This window comes from Lysinibacillus sp. NPDC056185, assembly GCF_047737915.1.
Taxonomy (GTDB): Bacteria; Bacillota; Bacilli; order Bacillales_A; family Planococcaceae; genus Lysinibacillus.
In genome coordinates, this window is record NZ_JBLLLQ010000051.1 from 1 (window position 1) to 22019 (window position 22019).

Here is a 22019-nt window from a genome sequence, read left to right on the forward strand (position 1 = left end):
AACTGTTCAAAACAGAAATGGACTGCGAACGCATAGTTACTCAGGAATCCCACTGACATTAGTCAGCTTGTCCCTTTAGGGGTGGGAGTCTCAATAGTATCATGTCCTGCGTACGTCCACGAGCCGTGTTCAAATATTCCGAGGAACATCAAACGAGATGATGCAATATGAATAAATCACCTATAGAAAATTTATCTTCTGAGGGCTTCCAATCTAAAAGTTCGTCAGGTATTGCCTTCATATATTGCATCGTTCGTTTATGAACACCATCTAAATATTTTACATATTCCCCTATGTCATGAATCATGTCTTCACTCTCCCATTTTTTTCTGACTTTCATTATTTATATTCTTAATTTTTCGAAATTACCCTCTTAAAAAATTTAAATAATAGGAAGTGTTAATGTAAATGTTGTTCCTTCATTTTGCTTACTTTTAAATGAAATGGAACCATTGTGAGCTTCCATAATATGCTTGCATATAGATAATCCGAGTCCGGCTCCTTCATTTTTCACAGCAGTCTCACCTGTAGCTTGAATACCTCTGAAATAGCGTTCAAAAATAAAAGGCATATCTTGAGGCAATATCCCATTACCATTATCTATTACATTAATGTATAGTAATTGATTTTCAATATTGATAGAAACGGTTATGGAATCGCCTTTAGTAGTATGCTTTAGTGCATTCGTAATAAGGTTTGAAAGTACCTGCTCTAGTCGATGCTTATCTACTTGAATAAGTACATTAGGGATAGACTCTGGCTCGATAAAATGAATACCGGTTGTTTGGACGTAATGACGAATTGGATGCAAAATATTCGTAAAGATATCTTTGCTGTATTGCTCTATTAAGTTAACCGGGATATGCCCAAGTTCTTTCAAAGTGTGAATAAATAAATCATCAATTAACCTGGACATTTTTTCAGTATTTGTCTGCATAGTTTGAATATACGACATAAGCGAATTCATATCAGGACAAATTCCTTCAGAAATAGCGTCTAAATAAGCTTTTATTGTTGTTAGAGGTGTTCTTACTTCATGAGAAATACTAGATATAAGCTTTTTTTGGTTTTGTTCTTGTTCATCTCGTTGAATAGTAAGGTTTTTTATTTCCAGGCGCATTTGATCAAACACTGCATACAATTCACCGATTTCATCTGCCCGCGAATATACTGTTTTTTGTTCATAATTACCTTTAATAATTTCCTTGGTATTGTTTTTCAAATGATTTAAAGGAAGCAAGATCTCCTTGTTAGACTTCCGTACAAAGTACAAGGTCAGTCCTATAATGCAAAAACATAATAAACCACATACGAATAAAAGTATAAAATTGCTAGGACTAGGCTGTTCTATGGGGAAGAGTATATCTCTATCAATAGTAAAAATAGCGTTCCCCAGTTGTTCATGCTTCTCACTAATTATAGGGAAGGCAATTTTTATGATCCCAGGTTGTTGTTGAGACGTAAATAAATCATAATGTAAATCTTCTTCTAAGTTAATAAGCTGTGAAATATCGCCTTCGATTGAATTAAAAATAATTTTTCCATCTAATTGAACAACTGTAATATCTATTCCTTTGCTATTGCTCATTTCTTGGAGGGGATTGCGTAAATTTAAATTCTGTTCGAGACTTGTAAAATGATCTTCTATGTACAATAATTGTTCATTTACTTTTAAACGAATTTGATTGATCACATATTCATTTTGTGGTTCGTTATTACGATTAAAATTTGTGAAAAATAATGTGAAGATACAAATAAACAACAGTAAAACACAGATTAGTGTCGACCATAACCATTTCTTCATCCAATTTTTTAAGTACATTGTGCTCTCCTACAAATGGTTTTGAGTACTAAATTTATAGCCAACGCCCCAAACGGTTTGAATATAAACAGGACAGGATGGATCGATTTCAACTTTTTCGCGTAGACGTCTAATGTAAACGGTTATCGTATTTTCATCACCATATGTCTCATAGCCCCAAATAGCATCGAGTAACTGATTTTTAGAGAAAACTTGATTACGATTTTTCATTAGAAAAAATAGTAGATCAAATTCTTTAGCTGATAGAGGAACGTGCTTTTTATGACGTGAAAAAGTATATTCATTTTTATTGATTTCCATATGATCGATTTGAATCATATCCATCTGGCTTGCATTGTCCTGCAGCCATCTATCCTGTTTTCGTAAATGAGCATTTATTCTTGCCACAAGCTCACTTAAAGAAAATGGCTTTGTCATATAATCATCTGCACCGAATCCCAAGCCAAGAACTTTATCGGTGTCACTGTTACGAGCACTTAAAATTAGTATAGCAACATTACTATTTTCACGAATTTGGCGACATAATTCGATACCATCGCAATCCGGGAGAGAAAGGTCAAGAATAATGAAGTCAGGATAGGTTACCTTCATAAATTGGATTGCCTCATGACCAGTATTAACGATATGAGGATCGAAATGGTTGACGCTTAAGTAGTCCTTCATAATAGTTGCAATAGCACTTTCATCTTCTATAATTAGCACCTTGGCTTTTTTAACCATAAGAATTCTCCTTCGTTAGAAATTTACTTCCTTTTTCGATTTGATAGGAGGAAGAACAACAAGATGACGAAGCTTGCATAGATGAATATCCAGGCAAATTGCCAATAAAAACTGTTCGGTATTGACTTTATAGAATCTTCTGAACTCATTATTTCCAGTGAAAAACGGACAGGTGGAAGCAGCCAAATTAGTCCCTTGATCTGCAAAATTGTCTCTTTTAAAGTAGCGATAACGACAGATACAATTAAAATGGCAAGTACACCCCACCAAGTATTTTGTTTGTTGTTAACGAGTTCTCTCGTGAAAATAGCTGAAAGTGCAATAGCTAGTACAGCTAAACTAAAATGAGAGAGGAATCCTAGTAATTGATGTATAAATCTTGGTTTTTCTCCAAAGGCGCCAATTAGAGTAGGGTAGATCACTGATACACAGCTTAAGAATAAACCAATCAGTACACAAATTATAAAAATTCCTAAATTATATCGCGTTCGACTTTTGGCATGAAGTGTTGTTATTACTTTTTGTCCTTCGTCTTCTGCGTGAAATAGTGTCACTGTAAACCATCCCATTAGAAAAAAGAGAATAATAGCTGTAAACGAATAGCTATTTAATATAGGATTTGGGGTAAAGGTATAGTTGACAACAAGACATAAAATGAAAATTGTAAAGGGTGGGACATATTTATAGGTCCTTAAATAATTAATAAAATGATAACGCAATAAACTAGTCATGTTAGCTTCTTTTCCTCCTTAAAAATGGGTATAAAATTGTTCCTCCTTCTGATTAATTGGGATTAATTGTTTAATAGAGGCTTTTTTCTGTAGGAGATCTAGTAATACTTGATCTGTATCTTCTGTTTTAATAACGGTAATGACCTCATGACAACCATTATTTAAAAGACTTCGATGCTGAATTTCAAGAAAAGGAAATAGGTTGTCCAATAATTTATCACTTGATATTTCAAAAGTTAATTTGTTTTTCTTTATATCATTTTTATTGAATGAATCAGCTTGAATGACCTTATTATTTTGAATAACAAAAACTGTATCAACAAGATGTTGCAGTAATTTTGTTTCGTGACATGTTAAAACGATACTTAACCCTTTGTCCTTTAAAATAGAGAGAGTTTCTTCTAAGTCACTTTGGGCCTTAGGATCGAGTCCTGATAATGGTTCATCTAAGATAAGTAGATCTGTGTCTTCAAGCATTGCCTGCATAATCATAACCTTTTGCTTCATACCCTTAGAAAAATTAACAATCCGAATGTTCCGAGCTTCCTGTAAATGAAATAATTCAAGTAACTCATTTATTTTTTGCTGTAGTTGCTTTTTAGCCATGCCTTGAATACTGCCCATATGATAAAGATATTCTTCAGGCGTAAACAAAATATGTGAAGGGGTCACTTCTGGCACATAGCCAATTTTTAAAGATTGTCGATGTTTCACGATAGAACCGCTGTCAGCATCGACTAATTCCGCAATAATTTTTAGAAGGGTACTCTTACCTGACCCATTCTTTCCTACTAGGGCTATAATTTGATTGGCACAAATAGAAAATGTAGCATTCTCTATAATTCTCTTACCTCTATACTGTTTAGAAATGTTCTGTATTTCCATAATCGTATTCATCTTTACACACCTTTATTTTTAGGCTTTTTATTGTAAGTCATTTAAGTTTCTATAAATTACGCTGCAAAACATTTAACTATTAACTGTAAATTTAGTATAGATGAATACTAGTTCCTTTGCTAATAGAAAATTGGTGTGATTTTCTAATTGAAAAAGTTCTGCCCAGTTTTTGAGCAGAACCCTTTTGATTATAATGATCGATATTTTTTTAGACTTAAAATATTTAATGTAATAAATACAAGAGCGAAGCAAGCAAGAACCGCTAAGTCGGCTAGAATTTCGCTAAAGGAATAGCCCTTATACATAACCCCGTTTAACGCGTCTGCGGCATAGTATAGTGGCATAATAAGCCCAATATTTTGCAGCCACTCCGCCATATTATCAAGTGGGAAAATACCTGAAAAGAAAATTTGCGGTACAATGACTAGCGGAATAAATTGCATCATTTGAAACTCTGATGCAGCAAAACTTGATAACAGAGCTCCTAATGATAATGAAACAAGTGCAACGACAATATTGATTAGTAGCACAAGCCAGATGGAGCCAACGTGTACGATATCAAGGACATAAATCCCGAATAGAACAATAATAGTCGTTTGAATAAATGCAAACAATCCATAACCAATTATATAGCCAGCAACAATTTCAGAACGTTTAATCGGTGTCGCTAGTAAGCGTTCCAATGTCCCTGAAGTTCGTTCTTTTAATAACGCTATACCTGTAATTAAAAAGACGAAGAAGAAAACAAAGAAGCCTGTAAGCATTGGGCTAAAAATATCAAAAGTAGCGGTATTTTCATCGCCATATACATACTCACTCGTCAACTTCATCATTGCAGATTGTTCTGGCTGCAAAACTTGAGATAGCTTCATCTTTAAAGCCTTAGCTGTAGACGGATCATCATTTAATAATGTGAGCTTCAATTGCGTTTGATGAAAAGCTAACCAGCCATCATATTTTTCATCTTTTAAACTGACAATAGAAAAATCATTTTTTTCAATAACATGAAAATCTGCTTCTTCAAGCTTTTCAATGATTGATGCTGGACCATTCGATACGACTAGTGTCATTTCAGGTTCGTTACTATTAAAAACAAAATACATTAACGAAAGCACAAGAAGAGGTGCAAAAAATAATAAGGCAAGTGTACGTTTATCGCGGATCATTTGCTGCATAATTCTTGTAACAATTGCGCCGATTCTCATAGTGTTTCACCTCCAGCCTTTAAAAACACTTCATCAAAGTCCTTTGCCTGATAATGAGCTTTCAAATCATGTGGTGTTCCATGCGCGATAATATGACCATTGCGTAGCATTGTTAACTGGTCACAGCGCTCTGCTTCATCCATTGCATGTGTCGTTACTAAAATTGTTTTATGCTCATCGTTTTTTAAACGGATTAACTCCTGCCAAATTTCTTTTTTCAATACGGGATCAATACCAACCGTTGGCTCATCTAAAATCAACAACTTTGGATTTTGGATAAGGGCAATTGCAAGGGATAATCTTCGTTTCATTCCGCCAGAATAATTCAACACCTTACTATTTAAATCTTCCGTTAAATGAACAAGGTTGGCAGCATAATTGACACGTTCCACACGCTCTTTTTTTGATAAACGATAAAGCTTTGCAAAAAAATGAAGGTTCTCTTCACCGGTTAAATCCAAATATAGTGCATCAGATTGTGCCATATAGCCGATATCCGTCAATAATTGCTTGTGAGGAACTGTATGATTTAACACTTGAATATTGCCATTATCGGGCTTAATCATTCCCATAATCATTTTAATTAACGTCGTTTTCCCACAGCCTGAAGGACCAAGTAAGCCAATAAGCTGACCCTTAGGAATTTCTAAGGAAAGCGGGGCAATTACTTGTTTTTGTTGAAACTTTTTTTCAATGGAGTTTAATGAAATTGCATTGTTTCCCATATATCCATCTCTCCTTTACTGAACACAGTGTTGATACTGAAATTTTAAGGCAGTGTATTGGAAATTACAATAAACAGATAGCTAGAAAGTGTTAAGTGATTTTGGATTTTAACATTTTCGGGCTAGATGAAATCAGACTGCTTTAGTCGTTGAAAATAGTAGCCATTAATCATCATATTCAATGGAGAATTTTCCGATTTTATAATCATTTAAGATATATATTCTTAATGCTACGGTACTACTCTAGACATTTTTAAAAATATTTTTAAATAACAATTTTGCTAAATGAAATTAATGGAAATAAATAAAGAAGAATGCCGATAAATAAGGTAATACTGTAATTACAAATATTTGACCTTGTTGTGATCATATAACAACATCGCTAAGAACTGATCGGAATAAAGTGATAATACAATGGGGGATCTAAATGTCTATTCACGATATTATGAATTTTGAAACGAAACGGGCTATAAAAAATGCATTACTTATACAAATAGGGGAAGTAGGTTTTGAACGAGTAACAGTAAAAAACCTTGCTATTACCGCAAACATTAATCGAGGAACTTTTTATTTACACTATAAAGATAAATATGAAGTGATGGAGGATTTGCAGCAGGAATTATTAAATGAACTAGAAAGCTATGTAAAAAACGTTCAACCACTAGATGCCTTTCACACGATAAAATTAGGTCAACTTTATCAGCCATTTATAGCAGTGTTTAAATATATTAAAGAGCATGCAACAGCCTTTCGAGTAATTTTAGGGGAGCAGGGGAGCCCTGCTTTTAGTAAGAGGATGAAGAAAGTTTTTAGTAATCATATATTGGACAGAATTTCTGTTATGCGGGAAGAAGGGCTTGATCCAGAATTCCAACGATATTTTGAAGCTTTTTTAACTTCCGCGATTTTAGGTGTTATTCAAGAGTGGTTAGACAGTGGAAATGAAGATTTAAACGTGGAGGAGTTAGCAATGATTCATTTTCGTTTATTGCGATTCCTTGGCGATTTGGCCTCTTTGCAGCAATGAAAGTTTTAGTAAGGAGATGCTCTCAATATCTCCTTACTAAAAAGTATCTTTTAATTAGAAAGTAATTTTTAATCATTTTATTTGAGAAAATTCTCTCAAAATCTGTTAAAAGATTGACAAATATTGTATTGAACAATAAAATGGCTTTATATTGACTGACTAATCAATCAAAAAAGGAGCTGTATTAATGCCAAGAAGTGAAGAACAAAACCAGGAGCTTAGAGATGCACGGAAAGAACAAATATTACAAGCTGCATTAATAGTCTTTGCCAGAAGAGGAATGGTGGCAACAAAAATCAGTGATATTGCTAAAGAAGCTGGTTTAAGCCATGGACTTGTCTACCATTATTTTGATTCAAAAGATGAAATTTTTTCGATGCTTGTAAAAAAAGCTGCTAATAGTTCTATTGAAATTATTCAGAAAGCAATTGAGCAAATGGGTACACCGCTTGAGAAATTAAAGTGGATGACAGAGCAAATATTAAATAACTTAATAGATACAGAACATACTTTTTTATTTTTGATTATGATACAGGCAAGTACTTCTGACGCTATCCCAAATGAAGTAAAAGAGTTTCTAACAAGGGATAATGCACTATCACCTGTTGAGGCTACATTGCCTATGATTGTAGCAGGTCAGGAAGAGGGGGAAATCATTTCAGCAAATCCTGTAACATTAGCTGTTACTTATTTTGCTTTTATACAAGGTTTAGCAATTAACAAAATTCAATGGCCAGAATGCCCGATACCTGATGCAAATATGCTTATGAAAATTTTTACAAAAGAATAAAATCAAAGAAGGGTTGGCTACAAATAATATGAGTAGTAAAAAAAGTATATATCTTCTACTATCACCATTTGTGATCATTGGATTAGGCTTTATAACTGCATCAATCTTTAGTCAGTACATACAAGGGTGGGCTTGGATTCCTTTGGCGATAGTTTACTGGAGTACAATTGGAATCTGTATTTTTTATTTTAAAGGAGATAAGCCGATTAAAAATTGGCTAGGAAAATCTGAAGTTTCTAAAATTTGGATTACGATATCTTTACTATTAGGAATGTTTCCGTTAACTATATTTTTCATGAACTATAAGTTATTTAATTCTACTTTTCTTATTGTGCTATGGTTATTATTTGCTGTTATAAATCCTTGGTTTGAAGAGCTGTACTGGCGTGGGATATTACTGGATGGTCTGGCAAACTGGTTTCCTAAATGGTTAAGTATATTGTATACAACTTTATTTTTTGTACTTAGTCATCCATTAATGTGGGGAGTATTTTCTATTGCTAGTAAATCCTATCATTTATATATTTATTTAAGTTTAGCCGGTGTTGTTTGGGCAATTACATATTTTAAAACAAAGAGCTTGAGATGGGTAATATTTTCACATTTTATTGTAGATATCGGTAACTTAACTGTTTTAACCTTTTTAAATATTTATTTACCACCTACAATGTAGAAATTATATTTATTTAACTTCAGCCTATAAATAATTTGGCTTGGCTTAGAAAAAAACAAGTCAAGCCAATTCTACGTTCTACATTTTACAAGTACAAATCACGTTTAACAAAAACACGAATAGCGAGCATATAGCATAGCATCCCAATTAAAAATAATGCCCCTAGCATCCAAATAGACGAACTATCTTGAGTCATTAATTTTTCAGGTGTAAACAATGAGTAAATCGTGAAGTACTTAAGCTTTTCTAAAGAACCACCCATATTACTAAGCGCTTGAATTAAATAAAAAAGAATAGGAATTCCTGTACTATATGCATAAGAGGTTCTTAAATCCTTGCTACTACAGGATACAAAAAAGCAGTAGCCACTAATGGCAAAGTGTAAGAAAAAAAGACCGATATTTAATGTCAAAAAAGCACTTATATCCAATTCATTTGGAAATAGAATCTCTGAAAATATAACTGCTGCCAAAGTTGTTATGGAGAGCAATATAAAGATGCTAGCAACTAAAAAAAATGCTTGAGTGAAAACAATTTTAAAACGTGTATTCGGTGTCGCGATTAAGTATGCCATTGAACCATTATCGATATAGCCCATAATTAGTTTATTTGCCGACATAATGATGAAAACTAACGGTAGAATAAGCAATAAAAATCCATACAAATAGGTTGATAGAAACTCAATTAACGTATTACCTATGTTACTCATACCAAATGCCGACATTAATTCAGGCATTGTTTCGGTAAGCTTATTAAGAGTATTGCTCATCTCAGGGTTATACATATAGACGATACTAATGATATAGAGCATTAATACAGCGAGAATAATACTAAAAAGTTTAATAGCAGCTAGCATCTCATGTTTTAGCAAAGTAAAGTTCATAATTCTTTACCTCCACTTTCGTAGTAATGCATGAATATATCTTCAAGTGATTGTGAAATGATATCGAGGTCATTAATTTTATAGTCTGCTAATGTATGAAGTAATGTTTGGACATTACCTTGAACTTTTATAATAGCTTGTGTTGGCCCGATTTGTTCAATTTTAAGTTGCTCTCCTAAGAAACGAGAGAGCTCTTGCTCGTTCTGAAATTCAATTAAAAACTTTTTAGATTTTTGTTTTTTTAAGTCAGCAATTGTTTCAGTTGCAACAATTTTCCCAGCATTAAGGATCGCTACACGGTCACAAGTTTTTTCAATTTCTTCAATCATATGAGAGGACATGAATATTGTTGTTCCTTTTTCTTTTTCAGCTAAAATAAAATCGATAAACTTTGTTTGTATAAGAGGATCTAATCCACTTGTCGGTTCATCTAGAATGACTATCTCAGGGTTATGCATAAATGTGCAAATGAGGCCAAGTTTTTGCTTCATACCTTTTGACATTTTCTTAATAAGCCCAGTGGCATTTAATTCAAAATATTGCATGAGTTCATTAGCTCTTGTTAAATCATGTAATCCTCGCATTTGGGCAATAAATTTGATAAATTGTTGTCCAGTCATTTTATCGATAAACGCAATTTCACCAGGTAAATAGCCTACAAACTTTTGAATTTCAGCCGAAGATTGTCGACAATCCAATCCTTTTATGAAACACTGTCCTCCCGTGGGTTGTAAGAAGCCCATTAAATGCCGTATTGTAGTAGATTTACCGGCACCATTTGGACCTAAAAATCCGAACACTTCACCTTTTTCAATCTGTAAGTCCACATTCTGTACACTATAAAAATCGCCAAACTTTTTAGTTAAATTATTGACTTCGATCATTGCCATACAATTCACCTCTTGGACTGTTCTTTATAATGATTATAAGACTATTTTTCAAAAAATAAATGACTATAAAAAAGAACATGAATGGCTTTTTTTAAAAGACACCTTCATGTTCTCCGCTTAGTGATTACAATTTCACATGTAATATCAATTTGAAGATATTTATTCTCCATAATAATTATTCAGTGCTACTTCTAAACGTTCTTCTAAGTGCTCCGAAATATAACTCAACACAAATTGCTCCTTTTCCATCTCAATTTGAGAGGAACGAAAAGTTTTTCTGAAAAAGCCTGCCTTATTTTTCGCTGAAAATTGCTGTAATGCTTCTGTCCGTAATGTCGACACAATTTCATTTTCAATATGACGCTCACGAATTTTTTGAACAATATCCTTTACGCTACGCTCTTGCAGTTCTGAAATTTGTTTTTGTAGATTTTCATTTTCTTGTTTAAGTTCAGCTGTGTCTTTCTGAATCTCTTCTACTTGAAGCTCTGATTCCGAGGATACTAATTGAATGTTTTGTGCGAGAAAGTCTTGATTGATCGTTACTTGTATGGATCCATGTTCTTCGTTTGGAAGAATATTAAAAAGTCCTGTTTGTATCATTTGCTGCAGAACATTTCCAAGAATATCAACTTTATTCGCTAAATCATCAGTGCCCATAGTTGTCGCAGTTATTTGATGTTTGAAGAGTTGACCGTTGTCATCAATTCCTAGTAGATGTTTTAAGCCTCTGACGCGGTGTTCATCTTTTAGCAGTAAAATCATACGAAGTCTTAAGATGGCAGGAAGGTTCAAACGAATATTGGTGTTTGGGCTATTCGAAGCATTATCAAAAATATACTGTTCAAATGGTTTAATGTAATAGCGAAGCATCGCATCCGTAATTTCAAACCAACCTGCGACTTCTGATGTAGAATAATAATTTGTTTCTTCAATATGCGCTAAATAGTCGTCGTTATAAAGTATTTCTTCTAAAGGTGTATTTTGTATTACGACAAACAATGGGTCATGTTGCACAATTCCGAGTACCGTTTCTTTTGCATCATTTAGTTTAAGCATCCTTTTACACCCCACTTTATTTTTCCGTATAACTCTATATAGGTTTCTATTCAACTGGAAGCAATTGTATGACTATTTTGTGTAGTAAATAATCATTAGAACTAATGACCTGAATACCTTCTCTGAATTTTAAGGGGAATTTAAGTCGTATAAAGTGGGGGAGAGGGGTACTCATTTAACGTGTACTACAATTTGTACCCCAATCCTGCTTCAAAAGAACGTTCTAAAATGCAATTAGGAAATTATTTGCAAATAGGCTTAATAGGTTTTGTTGACCAAATTTCATATTTTTCTAATAAATTAGATGACTACCTGAAAGAGAAAGTGATCGTGGTAAGAAAACCGATAATGTTGATAAAACAACAGAAGAAACATCTAAAGACGAGTCGTTAAAAGTTGATAAAGGACTTTTAAATGTTGAGGTTACTATACCAGCTTCTTTTTATGAAGGTCAGGACATTGATCAAGCGATTACTGAAGCAAAAAAAGAAGGAATTAAGGAAGCCATCAAAAACAACGACGGCTCTGTGACATACAAAATGTCTAAATCAGTTCATAAAAAAATGATGGAAGAGCTAGAGAAAAGTGTTTTAGAAACAGTAGACGAGATTAAAACTAGTGATGATTTTCCTTCTATTAAAGACGTAACTTATAACAAGTCTTTTACGGAGTTTACGCTTACTGTAAATAAAGAAGAGTTTGAAAGCAGTTTTGATGCTATGTCATCAATGGGACTTGCTATAGTGGGTATGTATTATCAACTTTTCGGCGGAACGGACCCTGAGAAGTTTAAAGTTACAGTAATTTTTAAAGATGAATCAAATGGAGAGGTAATTAACAAAGTTGTTTATCCAGATGATTTGAATGATAGTAAATAAGTTGGAGGACACCTAATTTGGGTGTTCTTTTTTATTGTATTTTTGACCATTTCCAAAATAGACAGGTATATAACACTTTGTAGAGAAATTAATAGATTATGCTGAAAAAAAACTATCTAAAAAGATAGTTTTTTAAAAAAATCACCCAATACATCAATGCATTTTAATTTGAGCTTTCAAATCCAGATCACTCATTTTAAAATATACAGAGAACCTATTTGATAAAGATTTTTTTAACTCTTCACCACGATCCTCGTCCAATGGTTTAGCATAAACCATAACCACGCCAATATTTTTGTTTCCATCACCCAAGGGATTAATTACTAAATCTTCTTTAAAAATTATAGCATTACTCATAGCTGCAAAATTTAAAACAGTATTTTGTAACATTCTCTTTTCTCTTTGATTCAATCCTATAGTATCAATTATTTCAATTGTGACATATTGCATATTTATCACCTCCAAATTAAATTTTACTATAAAAATAGAATAATATACATCGTTTTCATTTATTTACCATATTTGTTTTTGTGTAGATTATCACTAGAAGTTGTGAATGACATTTGTTAAAACGTATTCTATTTGAAGTGTAGACTAGGCGACTCCTTTAGGATTAGCGTCAAAGTTGAGACACTGCTGCGAAGCGCTCATCGGATGCCCCCAGGAAAGCATTAGTATCATTGGTGCTTCATTTATTAATCCTGTAGTCTCTGAAAATAAAGAGGACAAGGAAACAAAGTCTTAATCATAGTTATCCGATTATAAATACAGCTAAATAATGTAAACTCTTAAGAAAAATTTAAGAAATCTCCCCGCAATTCTTTAAGAAATGCACTTTATAGTAAAAGCATCTAATAATTACTAATGATCGGGGAGAAAATTTATGCAATTTATCACGTTCCTTACTGAATTTATAAAACATCCAAAAACTATAGGTGCGATTTCACCTAGTTCAAAAAAACTAGCCAAAAAAATGATCGAAACAATTTGTTTTGAAAATGCCCAATGTATTGTTGAACTAGGTCCGGGTACAGGTTCGTTTACGAAAGAATTAATAAAAAGAAAAGAGCAGTCAACAAAGTTAATTCTTATTGAAAATAATGAGATTTTTTATGAAAAGCTACGTGAACAATTTGCACATGAGCCGAGTATAATCGTAATATATGGATCAGCTGAGGATTTATGCAAATATATGTCAGCATTAAAAATCGAAAAAATTGATTATGTCGTATCTGGGTTACCTTTTACGTCTTTGGATTCTGTCGTTTCCTCACGTATTTTACGAAATGTAAAGGAATGCTTAGAAGACGGAAAATTTATTACATTCCAATATTCACTTGTTAGGAAATCCTTTATCCAAAACTATTTTGAGGATATTACACATGAAAAAGTATGGATTAACCTTCCGCCTGCCTATGTGCTGAGCTGTAAACTTGGAAATGTGAGGGCTATTTAATGGGATTACAGGATCTTGTATCATATATCGAGCAATATGGTTATTTTGCTTTGTTTTTTTGCTTATGGTTAGGAATCGTGGGTATGCCCCTTCCTGATGAAATGATCGTTATGAGCGGCGGCTTTATGTCTTCATTAGATAAAATGAGTGTGTTAAAAGCTTTTATAATAACTTATCTTGGTGCAGTTTCAGGACTTTCCTTAGGATTTATCCTTGGTAAAGTGTTTGGCCATAAAATACTTGATAAATTGGTGAAAAAGAACAAGGCTAAATATTTATTAAAGTCAAAAGAATTAATAGATAGATATGGTCATTTTGCTTTAGTTATAAGCTACTTCATACCAATCGTGAGACATATACTTCCATACTTAGTAGGTATGAACAACATGTCGTTTAAAAAATACGCTTTGTATTACTACACAGCAGGTTTTGTTTGGACATCGATTTACTTTACACTTGGTTTGTTCTTTGGAAAACACATTGAAACCATTTCAATATTAGCAACAAAATACGGTATATATTTTGGTGTTTTCGTCGGTATTGTAGGGTGTTTTTATTATTTTTATAGACGAAAATTAAAGACGGTATTGTAGGATGTTTTTATTATTTTTATATACGAAAAATAAAAAAATAGTTAAAATTAGGAACTGTAAATATTAATAGGAAATATATTGCATGCAATAGGTTGATTAGAGTGAAGACTGGATATCCACTGGAAAGCGCTCAGTCGGAACGTTAATCAACCGCACGCTAAGATAATGGTTCTGAATAAAATAATTGAATATACTTTGAAATTGGTGGGATTAGATGAGTAAAGAAACAATACTAATAGTTGATGATGAAAAAGAGATTAGAAATCTTATTGCCATTTATTTAAAAAATGAAGGCTATGAAGTTCTAGAAGCAAGTGATGGAGAAGAGGGTTTGAGTCTTTTAAAAAAGCATAAAGTACATTTAATTGTTCTAGATATTATGATGCCGAACGTGGATGGCATTGAAATGTGTATGAAGGTAAGGGAAATAGCTGAGATGCCAATTATTATGCTGTCAGCAAAGTCTCAGGATATGGATAAAATCGTTGGATTAACATTAGGGGCAGATGATTATGTAACAAAGCCCTTTAACCCATTAGAGCTAATTGCGCGCATAAAATCTCAGCTTCGTAGATATATCAAAATGAATCGTTCAGATATGATGGACGAGAATGAGATAGAGATTGGTGATATGCGAATCAGTACCGACACACATGAAGTAATCGTCAACAATGAAAAGGTAAAGCTTACGCCAAGGGAGTTTTCAATTCTTGAGTTGCTTGCAAGAAATCAAGGCATTGTGATGAGTGCTGAGCAAATTTATGAAAAGGTTTGGAAGGAAGAGGCTCTACAGTCTGAAAATACGGTAATGGTACATATACGAAAAATTCGAGAAAGAATTGAGACAAATCCTAGAAATCCTCAATATATTAAAACAGTATGGGGAGTAGGTTATAAAATTGAGAAAGATCATTAAGCCATCTAAATACATACTAAACAAGCTTAAATTGCTCATTATAAATGCCATTACAAAAGTACGGCAAAGTATCAGAATACAACTTTTGACAACTTTTATTCTTTGTACATTTTTAGGTTTACTTGGAGCAAAAGCCGCTCTTTCATTTGCTTTGAACATCAACCAAACAGCTAAGATTGATTATAGTCAAGGGATGCAGGAAATAAATGATCATGCGAAGAGAGCCGCAGATCTAGCCAGCAATGATAATAGTTTAGAAGCAATACAGCAAATGATTGAATCAGAAAATTTAAAACTTGAAATGAAACAAAGTGCATTAAAAGTAATCGTTACCGATGAGAACGGAAAGGTTTTATACAAAACAAAGCAAGTGGAAGAGGAACAAATCAATTTGCATAATAAGATTAGGAATGTAATGGATTTTGCGGTAAACCATCCACTCTATAATTATGAGATACCGACAATCAAGCAATCGCGGGAAGAATTTATTGCCTTTTATCCATTAACTTTAGAAGAAAAAAACTTATATTTCTTTGTAAGTGGTATTCCTGAGGGGATGGTTATCGCGAGTTCGAATGAGGGTCTTATCCCATTATTTAGTGCAATTATTGTATTTACCTTTTCATTCTTCTATATAACGAAACGAAAAATGAATCAAATTGAGGTGTTGGCGGAGGGAGTCATGGAAATCGCTAAAGGAAATTTAGCCTATCGCATTAAGAAAAAAGGCCAGGATGAGATTGCTGTATTAACAGACAATGTAAATCATATGGCTGAAGCAATTATGACAAGTATTGAAATGGAACGAAAAATTGAAAAACAAAAAAATGAATTAATCACCAATGTATCACACGACTTACGGACTCCTCTTACCTCAATTATGGGCTATTTACGGTTGTTAAGAGATGAGAGATACTACACGAAAGAGCAATCTGATGAGTATCTAAAGATTGCTTTCTCCAAATCCGAACAGTTAAAAAACTTAATTGATGATCTATTTGAATATACGAAGCTTACGAATGAAAGCATTATCCTTGGACAACAAGAGGTATGTATCAATGAACTTCTTGATCAGCTAATTGAGGAGTTGATTCCGCAAGCTGAGGAAAACCATCGTTCATTCAATAAAGATTTCTCGGACGAGCGAGTCTTTGTTGCAGTAGATTCTGAAAAAATTGTCAGGGTTTTTGATAATTTATTAATGAATGCAATTAAATATAGTACCGGTGATGGCGAGATTTTTGTTTCTCTTGAAAGAAAAGAAAGTAATGTTCAAATCTGTGTCGCAAATGAAAGTGATGAATTTACTTCTGAAGAGCTAATGAGCTTATTTGATCGTTTTTATAAAAAAGATCAATCTAGAACAAGTGTAGCGGAAGGTTCAGGACTTGGACTTGCTATTGCTAAAAGCATAGTAGAATTACATGGTGGCAAAATTGACGCGAAGTATAGGGAAGGTATGGTGCAGTTTATCATCGAACTGCCAGTTACAGTTTAACTTCTTTCAGCGGATTCCGGACGCAATTATGCCAAGGCATAATTTATAAAATTAGTAAGGTAGCATTAGAGCAATGCTACCTTTTTTCAAGGGCGAATGAGTTGCTCAATAGTGAGAATATGATTGGCATTAGAGTGAGGGAGGCTCTTTTGTAAGTGCATTAAAATATTCTTGTCCTTAATAATAATTTGAATTTCTGTATAGCTATATTGTTTTTGGACTTCTTGAACATATTCGGTAATTTTCAATAAATGAAGAGGGTTTTTTATTTCTACTTCTACAAAAAAGGGCAGTGTTAATTGATGTAAACTTAAGCAACCGCGACGAATCCAAATCGCTTCATTGACGTAATAACGGATAGGTAACTGGCGATTACTTGCGATAAATAAATCCATTTATTTCTCCTTTTTTATATCTTGCTGTTAAACGTGATGGATAGAACGGTCAAAGAGATGGATAGCCCTCCTCAAAGTGACGGATAGAACGGTCAAAGAGATGGATAGCCCGCCTCAAAGTGACGGATAGAACGGTCAAAAAGATGGATAGCCCCGGCCTCAAAGTGACGGATAGAACGGTCAAAAAGATGGATAGCCCGCCTCAAAGCGTGGATAGAACTATCAAAAAGATGGATAGCTGCTTCAAAGTGATGGATAGCCCGCCTCGAAGTGTGGATAGGACCCTTAAAAAGATGGATAGCCCGCCTCAAAGTGACGGATAGAACCGTCAAAAAGATGGATAGCCCAGTCTCAAAGTATGGATAGAACGGTCAAAAAGATGGATAGCCCGCCTCAAAGCGTGGATAGAACTATCAAAAAGATGGATAGCCCGCCTCAAAGCGTGGATAGAACCCTCAAAAAGATGGATAGCCCTCCTCAAAGTGACGGATAGAACGGTCAAAGAGATGGATAGCCCGCCTCAAAGTGACGGATAGAACGGTCAAAAAGATGGATAGCCCTGCCTCAAAGCGTGGATAGCCCCCACCCTTCAAACCGAAGGATATTTGTATGCATCAATCGTTTCTAAAAAATATTTTAGAGCGGGTGATTGTACTTCGTCATTGCGATAAATAAACCAAGTCGGGATTTGAGCCTGCTTTGTTGCTAGTATGTGCAGCGACAGTGATTGAGTATCCATATATTTTTGAGCGATTGCACGTGGCAGTAATGTTACACCTAGCCCAGCAGCAACGCAGCCGATGATTCCATCGAGGGTGCCAAATTCCATACGCTTTTGTGGTTGCACACCGTCTTCACGCAACCAATGCTCCCAAATAGCTCTATATGAGCAGCCATGAGGAAAAGTAATAAATGTGCTGTCCTCTAAATCTCGCTGGCTATCAATTCGTTTATGTTTGCTAGATGTGATGACAACAAGCTCCTCATAAACAAATTCCTTCGCAAGGATATTTTCTTTATATACGGGTCCATTTACAAACGCACCATCTAATTCATAGTTTTCTAACCGTTCGATATTTTGTTGGGATGGACTTGTCAATATCGTGATATCCACCTGTTCATGTGCTTTATGGAAAGTCGTTAACAAGGTAGGTAAGTGCAGTGCCGCAGTCGTTTCCATTGAACCGATACGTAAATGTCCTTTATGTTCCTCGGTATCCTGAAGTATTTCAAAGGATTTTTCATAGAGATGTAGCATTTTTAATACTATTTCATAAAATTGTTCTCCCTTTGGAGTCAAGCGGATTCCTCGATGTCCTCGATGAAAAAAAGTTGTATTATACATGGCCTCTAGATTTTGTATTTTCATAGAGATGTTGGATTGGGTGTAATTAAGTTCTGCAGCAGCCTTGGAGAAGCTACCTGATTGCACGACTGTCCGAAAAATTAAGAGATCATTAATATTCATAAGTTCCCTCCAGCCATCAGTTTATTTGATATCTATTATAACGAATTCGTGCTATTTGTGATAATTGGAATTTTGTTATATTGAGGAGGAGGGAGGGAGAATATGCACAAGCAGACGTTTCAATATTTAATAGGGGGCATTTTTGCATTAGTCATTGCCATGGCCATTGGTCGTTTTTCCTATACGGTTATCCTGCCGTATATGCAAGATACTTTTGCCTTTAGTCGTGCCACAGCAGGTTTTCTAGCAACGAGTAATTATTTAGGCTACTTAGTAGGGGCATTGGTGGCTGGTCGCTTAGAAATCGGGGATAAGCGTATTCCCTTTTTACAAATATCGCTCATTATTAGCATTTTGACAACGGCTATGATGGGCTTTACAGATGCTATTATCGCATGGTATGTATTTCGTTTTATTTCAGGGGTTATGAGTGCATTTGTTTTTGTAGTAGCTTCAAGCCTTGTACTCGATCAGTTAGCTGGGAATGGTAAATCACATTTATCAGGGCTATTTTATAGTGGGGTAGGTACAGGGATTGCTCTAAGTGCGATTATTGTATCGCCTATTCATGCAATGTTTGATTGGGATGGAACATGGATTGCTTTGGCGTTATTTAGTGTCATATTACTTGTATTCGTCGTATTTTTCATTAAGCCAGTTACTCAACATACCCAACAGAAATCAAGTCAGACAGTAACACTGCGAAAATTCCCGCCTACGACATGGATGAAGTGGCTCATTTTAGCTTATAGCTTAGAGGGCCTTGGCTATATTGTCACGGGAACATTTATCGTGTCAATCGCAGAAGAATCAACGAATTTTCATGGTGATGCTAGCTTTGTGTGGTTTGTTGTCGGGATTGCAGCGATGCCATCCTGCATATTTTGTTCTAAGCTGGCACAGCGATACGGCTATGTGAGAACATTATTGATTTCTATGCTGTTTCAAGGGCTAGGCATTGTTTTACCAGCATTTGCGACAAATACGATAACACTCTACACTAGTGCTTTTATTTTTGGAGCAACCTTTATGGGAATTACAACTGTGGCCACAACATTAGCAAGACAAATAGTGCCAGTGAACAGTCATCAAATATTAGGTTATCTAACAGCTGGTTATGCTTTGGGACAGATGTTAGGTCCTTCCCTTGCAGGAACATTAGCCAATTATACAAACAGTTATCAGTATGCATTATTTGGCGCAACAGCTGTTGTAGCAGTTGGAGCTTTATGTCTAATTAGTGGATTAAAATATGAAAAAGAGAAAGTCGGAGAGCTGGATGCCATAAGCGAATAATAAGAAAGCTTAATAACGGTCAGTTTTATAAATGAGCTGTATAGCGTCATCAAACTCCTCAGAAAACGGACTGTTATGTATATGAAACGATAGAGCGAGTAAGATGTTCACTAATCATGAGATGACACGCTCTAATGTGCCAAAAACGCTAGACATGTTGATGATTATGTCTAGTGTTTTTTTATTGATATTTGTAAATTAAGACATTTCAGGGAATTGAAGATGTATAATAGGTTGAAAATAATAGAATAGGGAGGAGTCAATCTATGAAATATTTTCTCTTTCGCATTAGTTGTATATTGCTATTAATGACATTTTTCCTAGTTCATACTTATTACACGGATGCATCATTGACAGCCGCTTTTTTCATTTGTACGGCCATCTTAACTTTATATTTCATCACACCTCTTTTGAAAAAGTTGCGAATTATAAGTTACATAACGATTGTTCTTATATTATTTTGTAGCGTATTCTTTTCACTTCAAATAATGTATGCATTGCCGATTTTGGCTTTCTTTATAATAGAGGGCGCTTTTCTACTACAGGCAAAATTTTATTATATTCTTATAGGCAGCTTGATTGTTATCGGCATGATATTTGTTCTGTTACAATGGCTGCCAATATACGGGCTGCTAATGCTAATTGCTCTTTCTGTATGTTCATTGGTGATGCATCATTACATGCAAGCACACAGTGAAAAAAATATTTTGTACAAAGAATTATTAGGGCAATATCGTGCATTAAAACGTCTATCCGTTGAGCAAGATCAGCTTGTCCGAGCAGAGGAGCGCACAAAAATTGCCCGTGATATACACGATTCAGTAGGACATAATTTAACTGCATTACTTATGCAAGCAGAGATAATATCTATTCAGTATGGGCATGACGAGTTAGATGATATTAAGCAATTAGCGCGCAAAAGTTTAAACGAAACAAGGTATGCGGTTCGGCAATTAAAATCGAGCGAGGCATATGGCATTACATCGGTGCTACACTTAATTCGAAGGCTAGAGATGGAAAGCCGTTTACATATTCGTTTTACTATTGAAAAGGGAGTGCTGTCATTACCCATTTCCAATAAGCAATGCATAGTGCTTTATCGCGTTTTACAAGAATGTTTAACAAATGCGATGAAATATAGTGATTCAAAGGAAGTCGACATCATTTTAGGGAAAGATTCATTACAACATATTAGCTTTCAAGTTAAAAACAAATCAATGAAGCAGACACCACTTGTGTATTGTTTTGGACTAAAAAATATGATGGAACGAATACAGGAAATTGGTGGGGAGCTACGCATATATAAAACGGAGCAACATTTTATAGTTGATGGATCTTTTCCGATGAAGGAGAGAGTTTGAATGAAAAAACGAATTTTACTAGTTGAAGATCAAACTATTGTACGAAATGGTCTGAAAATGATGATTGAGCAAGATGAGACATTGCAAATTACGGCAGAAGCGAGCAATGGGCGGGAGGCTTTAGTATTACTTGAGAAAGTATATGTCGATCTTGTGTTAATGGATATACGCATGCCAGAGATGAGTGGAATAGAGGCGACAAAGCATATACGCAGTCATTTTCCGCATGTAAAAATACTGATTTTAACAACATTTGATGATGAAGAGTATGCCTTCCAAACATTAAAAGATGGTGCAAGTGGCTTTCTTGTCAAGTCGTCTGAACCAGCAAAGCTAATAGCGAGCATTCATAGTGTATTAGATGGGGGCATGGTTATTCAAGAAGATGTTGCCGCCAAGTTAATGCCTAAGTTATTGCAACAAACGACTACAAAAGTGTCAACAACACAGCTTTCTAATTTAACAGAGCGTGAATTAACGATTATTAAATTAATAGGGGAGGGGCAAACGAATAAAGAAATTGCGGATTCATTATTTTTATCGGTCGGTACAGTGAAAAATCATCTTACTCATATTCTACAGAAGCTTGCACTAAGAGATCGGACACAGTTAGCGATTTATGCTGTACGGAATGGAATTGTTTGAGACTCCCACCCCTAAAGGGACAAGCTGACTAATGTCAGTGGGATTCCTGAGTAACTAAGCGTTCGCAGTCCATTTCTGTTTTGAACAGCTC

23 protein-coding genes and 1 pseudogene are annotated in these 22019 nt (G+C 34.5%); 11 read left to right on the forward strand and 13 right to left on the reverse strand.

Annotated features, from left to right (window positions below; all coding sequences use genetic code 11):
- Window positions 1-148: 148 nt before the first annotated feature.
- From ACMZ42_RS25645 to ACMZ42_RS25675, 7 genes are all read right to left on the reverse strand, one after another.
- On the reverse strand, window positions 149-307 hold the full coding sequence (locus ACMZ42_RS25645; protein WP_370076145.1) for a hypothetical protein: 159 nt from the start codon (window positions 305-307) through the stop codon (window positions 149-151).
- A 75-nt stretch (window positions 308-382) separates the two neighbouring features.
- A complete protein-coding gene (locus ACMZ42_RS25650) occupies window positions 383-1822 on the reverse strand; it encodes a sensor histidine kinase (protein ID WP_415733232.1) in 1440 nt (479 codons plus the stop codon).
- 9 nt (window positions 1823-1831) lie between these two features.
- Window positions 1832-2542, reverse strand: a complete 711-nt coding sequence (locus ACMZ42_RS25655) for a response regulator transcription factor (protein WP_415733233.1) — start codon at window positions 2540-2542, stop codon at window positions 1832-1834.
- A 23-nt stretch (window positions 2543-2565) separates the two neighbouring features.
- Window positions 2566-3273, reverse strand: a complete 708-nt coding sequence (locus ACMZ42_RS25660) for an ABC transporter permease (RefSeq protein ID WP_415733234.1) — start codon at window positions 3271-3273, stop codon at window positions 2566-2568.
- 18 nt (window positions 3274-3291) lie between these two features.
- On the reverse strand, window positions 3292-4170 hold the full coding sequence (locus ACMZ42_RS25665; RefSeq protein WP_415733235.1) for an ABC transporter ATP-binding protein: 879 nt from the start codon (window positions 4168-4170) through the stop codon (window positions 3292-3294).
- 188 nt (window positions 4171-4358) lie between these two features.
- On the reverse strand, window positions 4359-5375 hold the full coding sequence (locus tag ACMZ42_RS25670) for an ABC transporter permease (protein WP_415733236.1): 1017 nt from the start codon (window positions 5373-5375) through the stop codon (window positions 4359-4361).
- Complete coding sequence (locus ACMZ42_RS25675; protein WP_415733237.1) at window positions 5372-6100, reverse strand: ABC transporter ATP-binding protein; 729 nt, start codon at window positions 6098-6100, stop codon at window positions 5372-5374. The genes ACMZ42_RS25670 and ACMZ42_RS25675 overlap by 4 nt, the downstream gene beginning before the upstream one ends.
- A gap of 427 nt (window positions 6101-6527) precedes the next feature.
- On the opposite strand from ACMZ42_RS25675, the gene ACMZ42_RS25680 reads away from it, so the two are divergent.
- The 3 genes from ACMZ42_RS25680 (at window position 6528) to ACMZ42_RS25690 (ending at window position 8590) form a co-directional block, all read left to right on the forward strand.
- Entirely contained in the window at window positions 6528-7127 is a 600-nt protein-coding gene (locus tag ACMZ42_RS25680) for a TetR/AcrR family transcriptional regulator (protein WP_415733238.1), read from the forward strand.
- Window positions 7128-7314: 187 nt separating this feature from the next.
- On the forward strand, window positions 7315-7917 hold the full coding sequence (locus tag ACMZ42_RS25685) for a TetR/AcrR family transcriptional regulator (protein WP_415733239.1): 603 nt from the start codon (window positions 7315-7317) through the stop codon (window positions 7915-7917).
- 142 nt (window positions 7918-8059) lie between these two features.
- Window positions 8060-8590 carry a lysostaphin resistance A-like protein gene (locus tag ACMZ42_RS25690; RefSeq protein ID WP_415733240.1) on the forward strand — a complete coding sequence of 177 codons (531 nt, stop codon included), beginning with the start codon at window positions 8060-8062 and terminating at the stop codon, window positions 8588-8590.
- An 85-nt stretch (window positions 8591-8675) separates the two neighbouring features.
- Here ACMZ42_RS25690 and ACMZ42_RS25695 read toward each other — a convergent pair whose 3' ends face one another.
- From ACMZ42_RS25695 to ACMZ42_RS25705, 3 genes are all read right to left on the reverse strand, one after another.
- A complete protein-coding gene (locus ACMZ42_RS25695) occupies window positions 8676-9473 on the reverse strand; it encodes an ABC transporter permease subunit (protein WP_415733241.1) in 798 nt (265 codons plus the stop codon).
- Window positions 9470-10363 (reverse strand): ATP-binding cassette domain-containing protein, encoded by an 894-nt coding sequence (locus ACMZ42_RS25700; protein ID WP_415733242.1) that lies wholly within the window; start codon window positions 10361-10363, stop codon window positions 9470-9472. The genes ACMZ42_RS25695 and ACMZ42_RS25700 overlap by 4 nt, the downstream gene beginning before the upstream one ends.
- 159 nt (window positions 10364-10522) lie before the next feature.
- A complete protein-coding gene (locus ACMZ42_RS25705; protein WP_370076123.1) occupies window positions 10523-11422 on the reverse strand; it encodes a hypothetical protein in 900 nt (299 codons plus the stop codon).
- Window positions 11423-11847: 425 nt separating this feature from the next.
- Here ACMZ42_RS25705 and ACMZ42_RS25710 point away from each other — a divergent pair.
- Window positions 11848-12300: pseudogene (locus tag ACMZ42_RS25710) on the forward strand (hypothetical protein); the annotation flags it as partial.
- A 153-nt stretch (window positions 12301-12453) separates the two neighbouring features.
- Here ACMZ42_RS25710 and ACMZ42_RS25715 read toward each other — a convergent pair.
- Window positions 12454-12750, reverse strand: a complete 297-nt coding sequence (locus ACMZ42_RS25715) for a hypothetical protein (protein ID WP_370076119.1) — start codon at window positions 12748-12750, stop codon at window positions 12454-12456.
- A gap of 433 nt (window positions 12751-13183) precedes the next feature.
- Between ACMZ42_RS25715 and ACMZ42_RS25720 the strand changes: the two genes are divergently transcribed.
- The 4 genes from ACMZ42_RS25720 (at window position 13184) to ACMZ42_RS25735 (ending at window position 16763) form a co-directional block, all read left to right on the forward strand.
- Window positions 13184-13756 carry a class I SAM-dependent methyltransferase gene (locus ACMZ42_RS25720; protein ID WP_415733243.1) on the forward strand — a complete coding sequence of 191 codons (573 nt, stop codon included), beginning with the start codon at window positions 13184-13186 and terminating at the stop codon, window positions 13754-13756.
- Window positions 13756-14349, forward strand: a complete 594-nt coding sequence (locus ACMZ42_RS25725; RefSeq protein ID WP_415733244.1) for a DedA family protein — start codon at window positions 13756-13758, stop codon at window positions 14347-14349. The genes ACMZ42_RS25720 and ACMZ42_RS25725 overlap by 1 nt, the downstream gene beginning before the upstream one ends.
- 214 nt (window positions 14350-14563) lie before the next feature.
- On the forward strand, window positions 14564-15265 hold the full coding sequence (locus ACMZ42_RS25730) for a response regulator transcription factor (protein ID WP_370076113.1): 702 nt from the start codon (window positions 14564-14566) through the stop codon (window positions 15263-15265).
- Window positions 15249-16763, forward strand: coding sequence for an ATP-binding protein (locus ACMZ42_RS25735; protein ID WP_415733245.1), 1515 nt, complete (start codon window positions 15249-15251; stop codon window positions 16761-16763). Before ACMZ42_RS25730 ends, ACMZ42_RS25735 begins: the two co-directional genes overlap by 17 nt.
- Before the next feature lie 86 nt (window positions 16764-16849).
- Here the strand turns inward: ACMZ42_RS25735 and ACMZ42_RS25740 are convergent, their stop codons facing one another.
- Window positions 16850-17158: a hypothetical protein gene (locus ACMZ42_RS25740; RefSeq protein ID WP_415733246.1), complete on the reverse strand. Its 309-nt coding sequence runs from the start codon at window positions 17156-17158 to the stop codon at window positions 16850-16852.
- A gap of 589 nt (window positions 17159-17747) precedes the next feature.
- The gene (locus tag ACMZ42_RS25745; RefSeq protein ID WP_415733247.1) at window positions 17748-18626 is read right to left on the reverse strand and encodes a LysR family transcriptional regulator; all 879 of its coding nucleotides are present in this window, start codon (window positions 18624-18626) and stop codon (window positions 17748-17750) included.
- Between the two features lie 102 nt (window positions 18627-18728).
- Between ACMZ42_RS25745 and ACMZ42_RS25750 the strand changes: the two genes are divergently transcribed.
- From ACMZ42_RS25750 to ACMZ42_RS25760, 3 genes are all read left to right on the forward strand, one after another.
- The gene (locus tag ACMZ42_RS25750) at window positions 18729-19922 is read left to right on the forward strand and encodes a YbfB/YjiJ family MFS transporter (RefSeq protein WP_415733248.1); all 1194 of its coding nucleotides are present in this window, start codon (window positions 18729-18731) and stop codon (window positions 19920-19922) included.
- Window positions 19923-20188: 266 nt separating this feature from the next.
- Window positions 20189-21283, forward strand: a complete 1095-nt coding sequence (locus ACMZ42_RS25755) for a sensor histidine kinase (protein ID WP_415733249.1) — start codon at window positions 20189-20191, stop codon at window positions 21281-21283.
- Window positions 21284-21928, forward strand: a complete 645-nt coding sequence (locus ACMZ42_RS25760) for a response regulator (protein WP_415733250.1) — start codon at window positions 21284-21286, stop codon at window positions 21926-21928.
- Window positions 21929-22019 lie beyond the last annotated feature (91 nt).

What these genes read in the sequence shown, in the direction of transcription:
- ACMZ42_RS25645 (WP_370076145.1), bottom strand. Translation starts at nt 307, where the DNA reads ATGATTCATGACATAGGGGAATATGTAAAATATTTAGATGGTGTTCAT.
- ACMZ42_RS25650 (WP_415733232.1), bottom strand. Translation starts at nt 1,822, where the DNA reads ATGTACTTAAAAAATTGGATGAAGAAATGGTTATGGTCGACACTAATC.
- ACMZ42_RS25655 (WP_415733233.1), bottom strand. Translation starts at nt 2,542, where the DNA reads ATGGTTAAAAAAGCCAAGGTGCTAATTATAGAAGATGAAAGTGCTATT.
- ACMZ42_RS25660 (WP_415733234.1), bottom strand. Translation starts at nt 3,273, where the DNA reads ATGACTAGTTTATTGCGTTATCATTTTATTAATTATTTAAGGACCTAT.
- ACMZ42_RS25665 (WP_415733235.1), bottom strand. Translation starts at nt 4,170, where the DNA reads ATGAATACGATTATGGAAATACAGAACATTTCTAAACAGTATAGAGGT.
- ACMZ42_RS25670 (WP_415733236.1), bottom strand. Translation starts at nt 5,375, where the DNA reads ATGAGAATCGGCGCAATTGTTACAAGAATTATGCAGCAAATGATCCGC.
- ACMZ42_RS25675 (WP_415733237.1), bottom strand. Translation starts at nt 6,100, where the DNA reads ATGGGAAACAATGCAATTTCATTAAACTCCATTGAAAAAAAGTTTCAA.
- ACMZ42_RS25680 (WP_415733238.1), top strand. Translation starts at nt 6,528, where the DNA reads ATGTCTATTCACGATATTATGAATTTTGAAACGAAACGGGCTATAAAA.
- ACMZ42_RS25685 (WP_415733239.1), top strand. Translation starts at nt 7,315, where the DNA reads ATGCCAAGAAGTGAAGAACAAAACCAGGAGCTTAGAGATGCACGGAAA.
- ACMZ42_RS25695 (WP_415733241.1), bottom strand. Translation starts at nt 9,473, where the DNA reads ATGAACTTTACTTTGCTAAAACATGAGATGCTAGCTGCTATTAAACTT.
- ACMZ42_RS25700 (WP_415733242.1), bottom strand. Translation starts at nt 10,363, where the DNA reads ATGGCAATGATCGAAGTCAATAATTTAACTAAAAAGTTTGGCGATTTT.
- ACMZ42_RS25705 (WP_370076123.1), bottom strand. Translation starts at nt 11,422, where the DNA reads ATGCTTAAACTAAATGATGCAAAAGAAACGGTACTCGGAATTGTGCAA.
- ACMZ42_RS25715 (WP_370076119.1), bottom strand. Translation starts at nt 12,750, where the DNA reads ATGCAATATGTCACAATTGAAATAATTGATACTATAGGATTGAATCAA.
- ACMZ42_RS25720 (WP_415733243.1), top strand. Translation starts at nt 13,184, where the DNA reads ATGCAATTTATCACGTTCCTTACTGAATTTATAAAACATCCAAAAACT.
- ACMZ42_RS25725 (WP_415733244.1), top strand. Translation starts at nt 13,756, where the DNA reads ATGGGATTACAGGATCTTGTATCATATATCGAGCAATATGGTTATTTT.
- ACMZ42_RS25730 (WP_370076113.1), top strand. Translation starts at nt 14,564, where the DNA reads ATGAGTAAAGAAACAATACTAATAGTTGATGATGAAAAAGAGATTAGA.
- ACMZ42_RS25740 (WP_415733246.1), bottom strand. Translation starts at nt 17,158, where the DNA reads ATGGATTTATTTATCGCAAGTAATCGCCAGTTACCTATCCGTTATTAC.
- ACMZ42_RS25745 (WP_415733247.1), bottom strand. Translation starts at nt 18,626, where the DNA reads ATGAATATTAATGATCTCTTAATTTTTCGGACAGTCGTGCAATCAGGT.
- ACMZ42_RS25750 (WP_415733248.1), top strand. Translation starts at nt 18,729, where the DNA reads ATGCACAAGCAGACGTTTCAATATTTAATAGGGGGCATTTTTGCATTA.
- ACMZ42_RS25755 (WP_415733249.1), top strand. Translation starts at nt 20,189, where the DNA reads ATGAAATATTTTCTCTTTCGCATTAGTTGTATATTGCTATTAATGACA.
- ACMZ42_RS25760 (WP_415733250.1), top strand. Translation starts at nt 21,284, where the DNA reads ATGAAAAAACGAATTTTACTAGTTGAAGATCAAACTATTGTACGAAAT.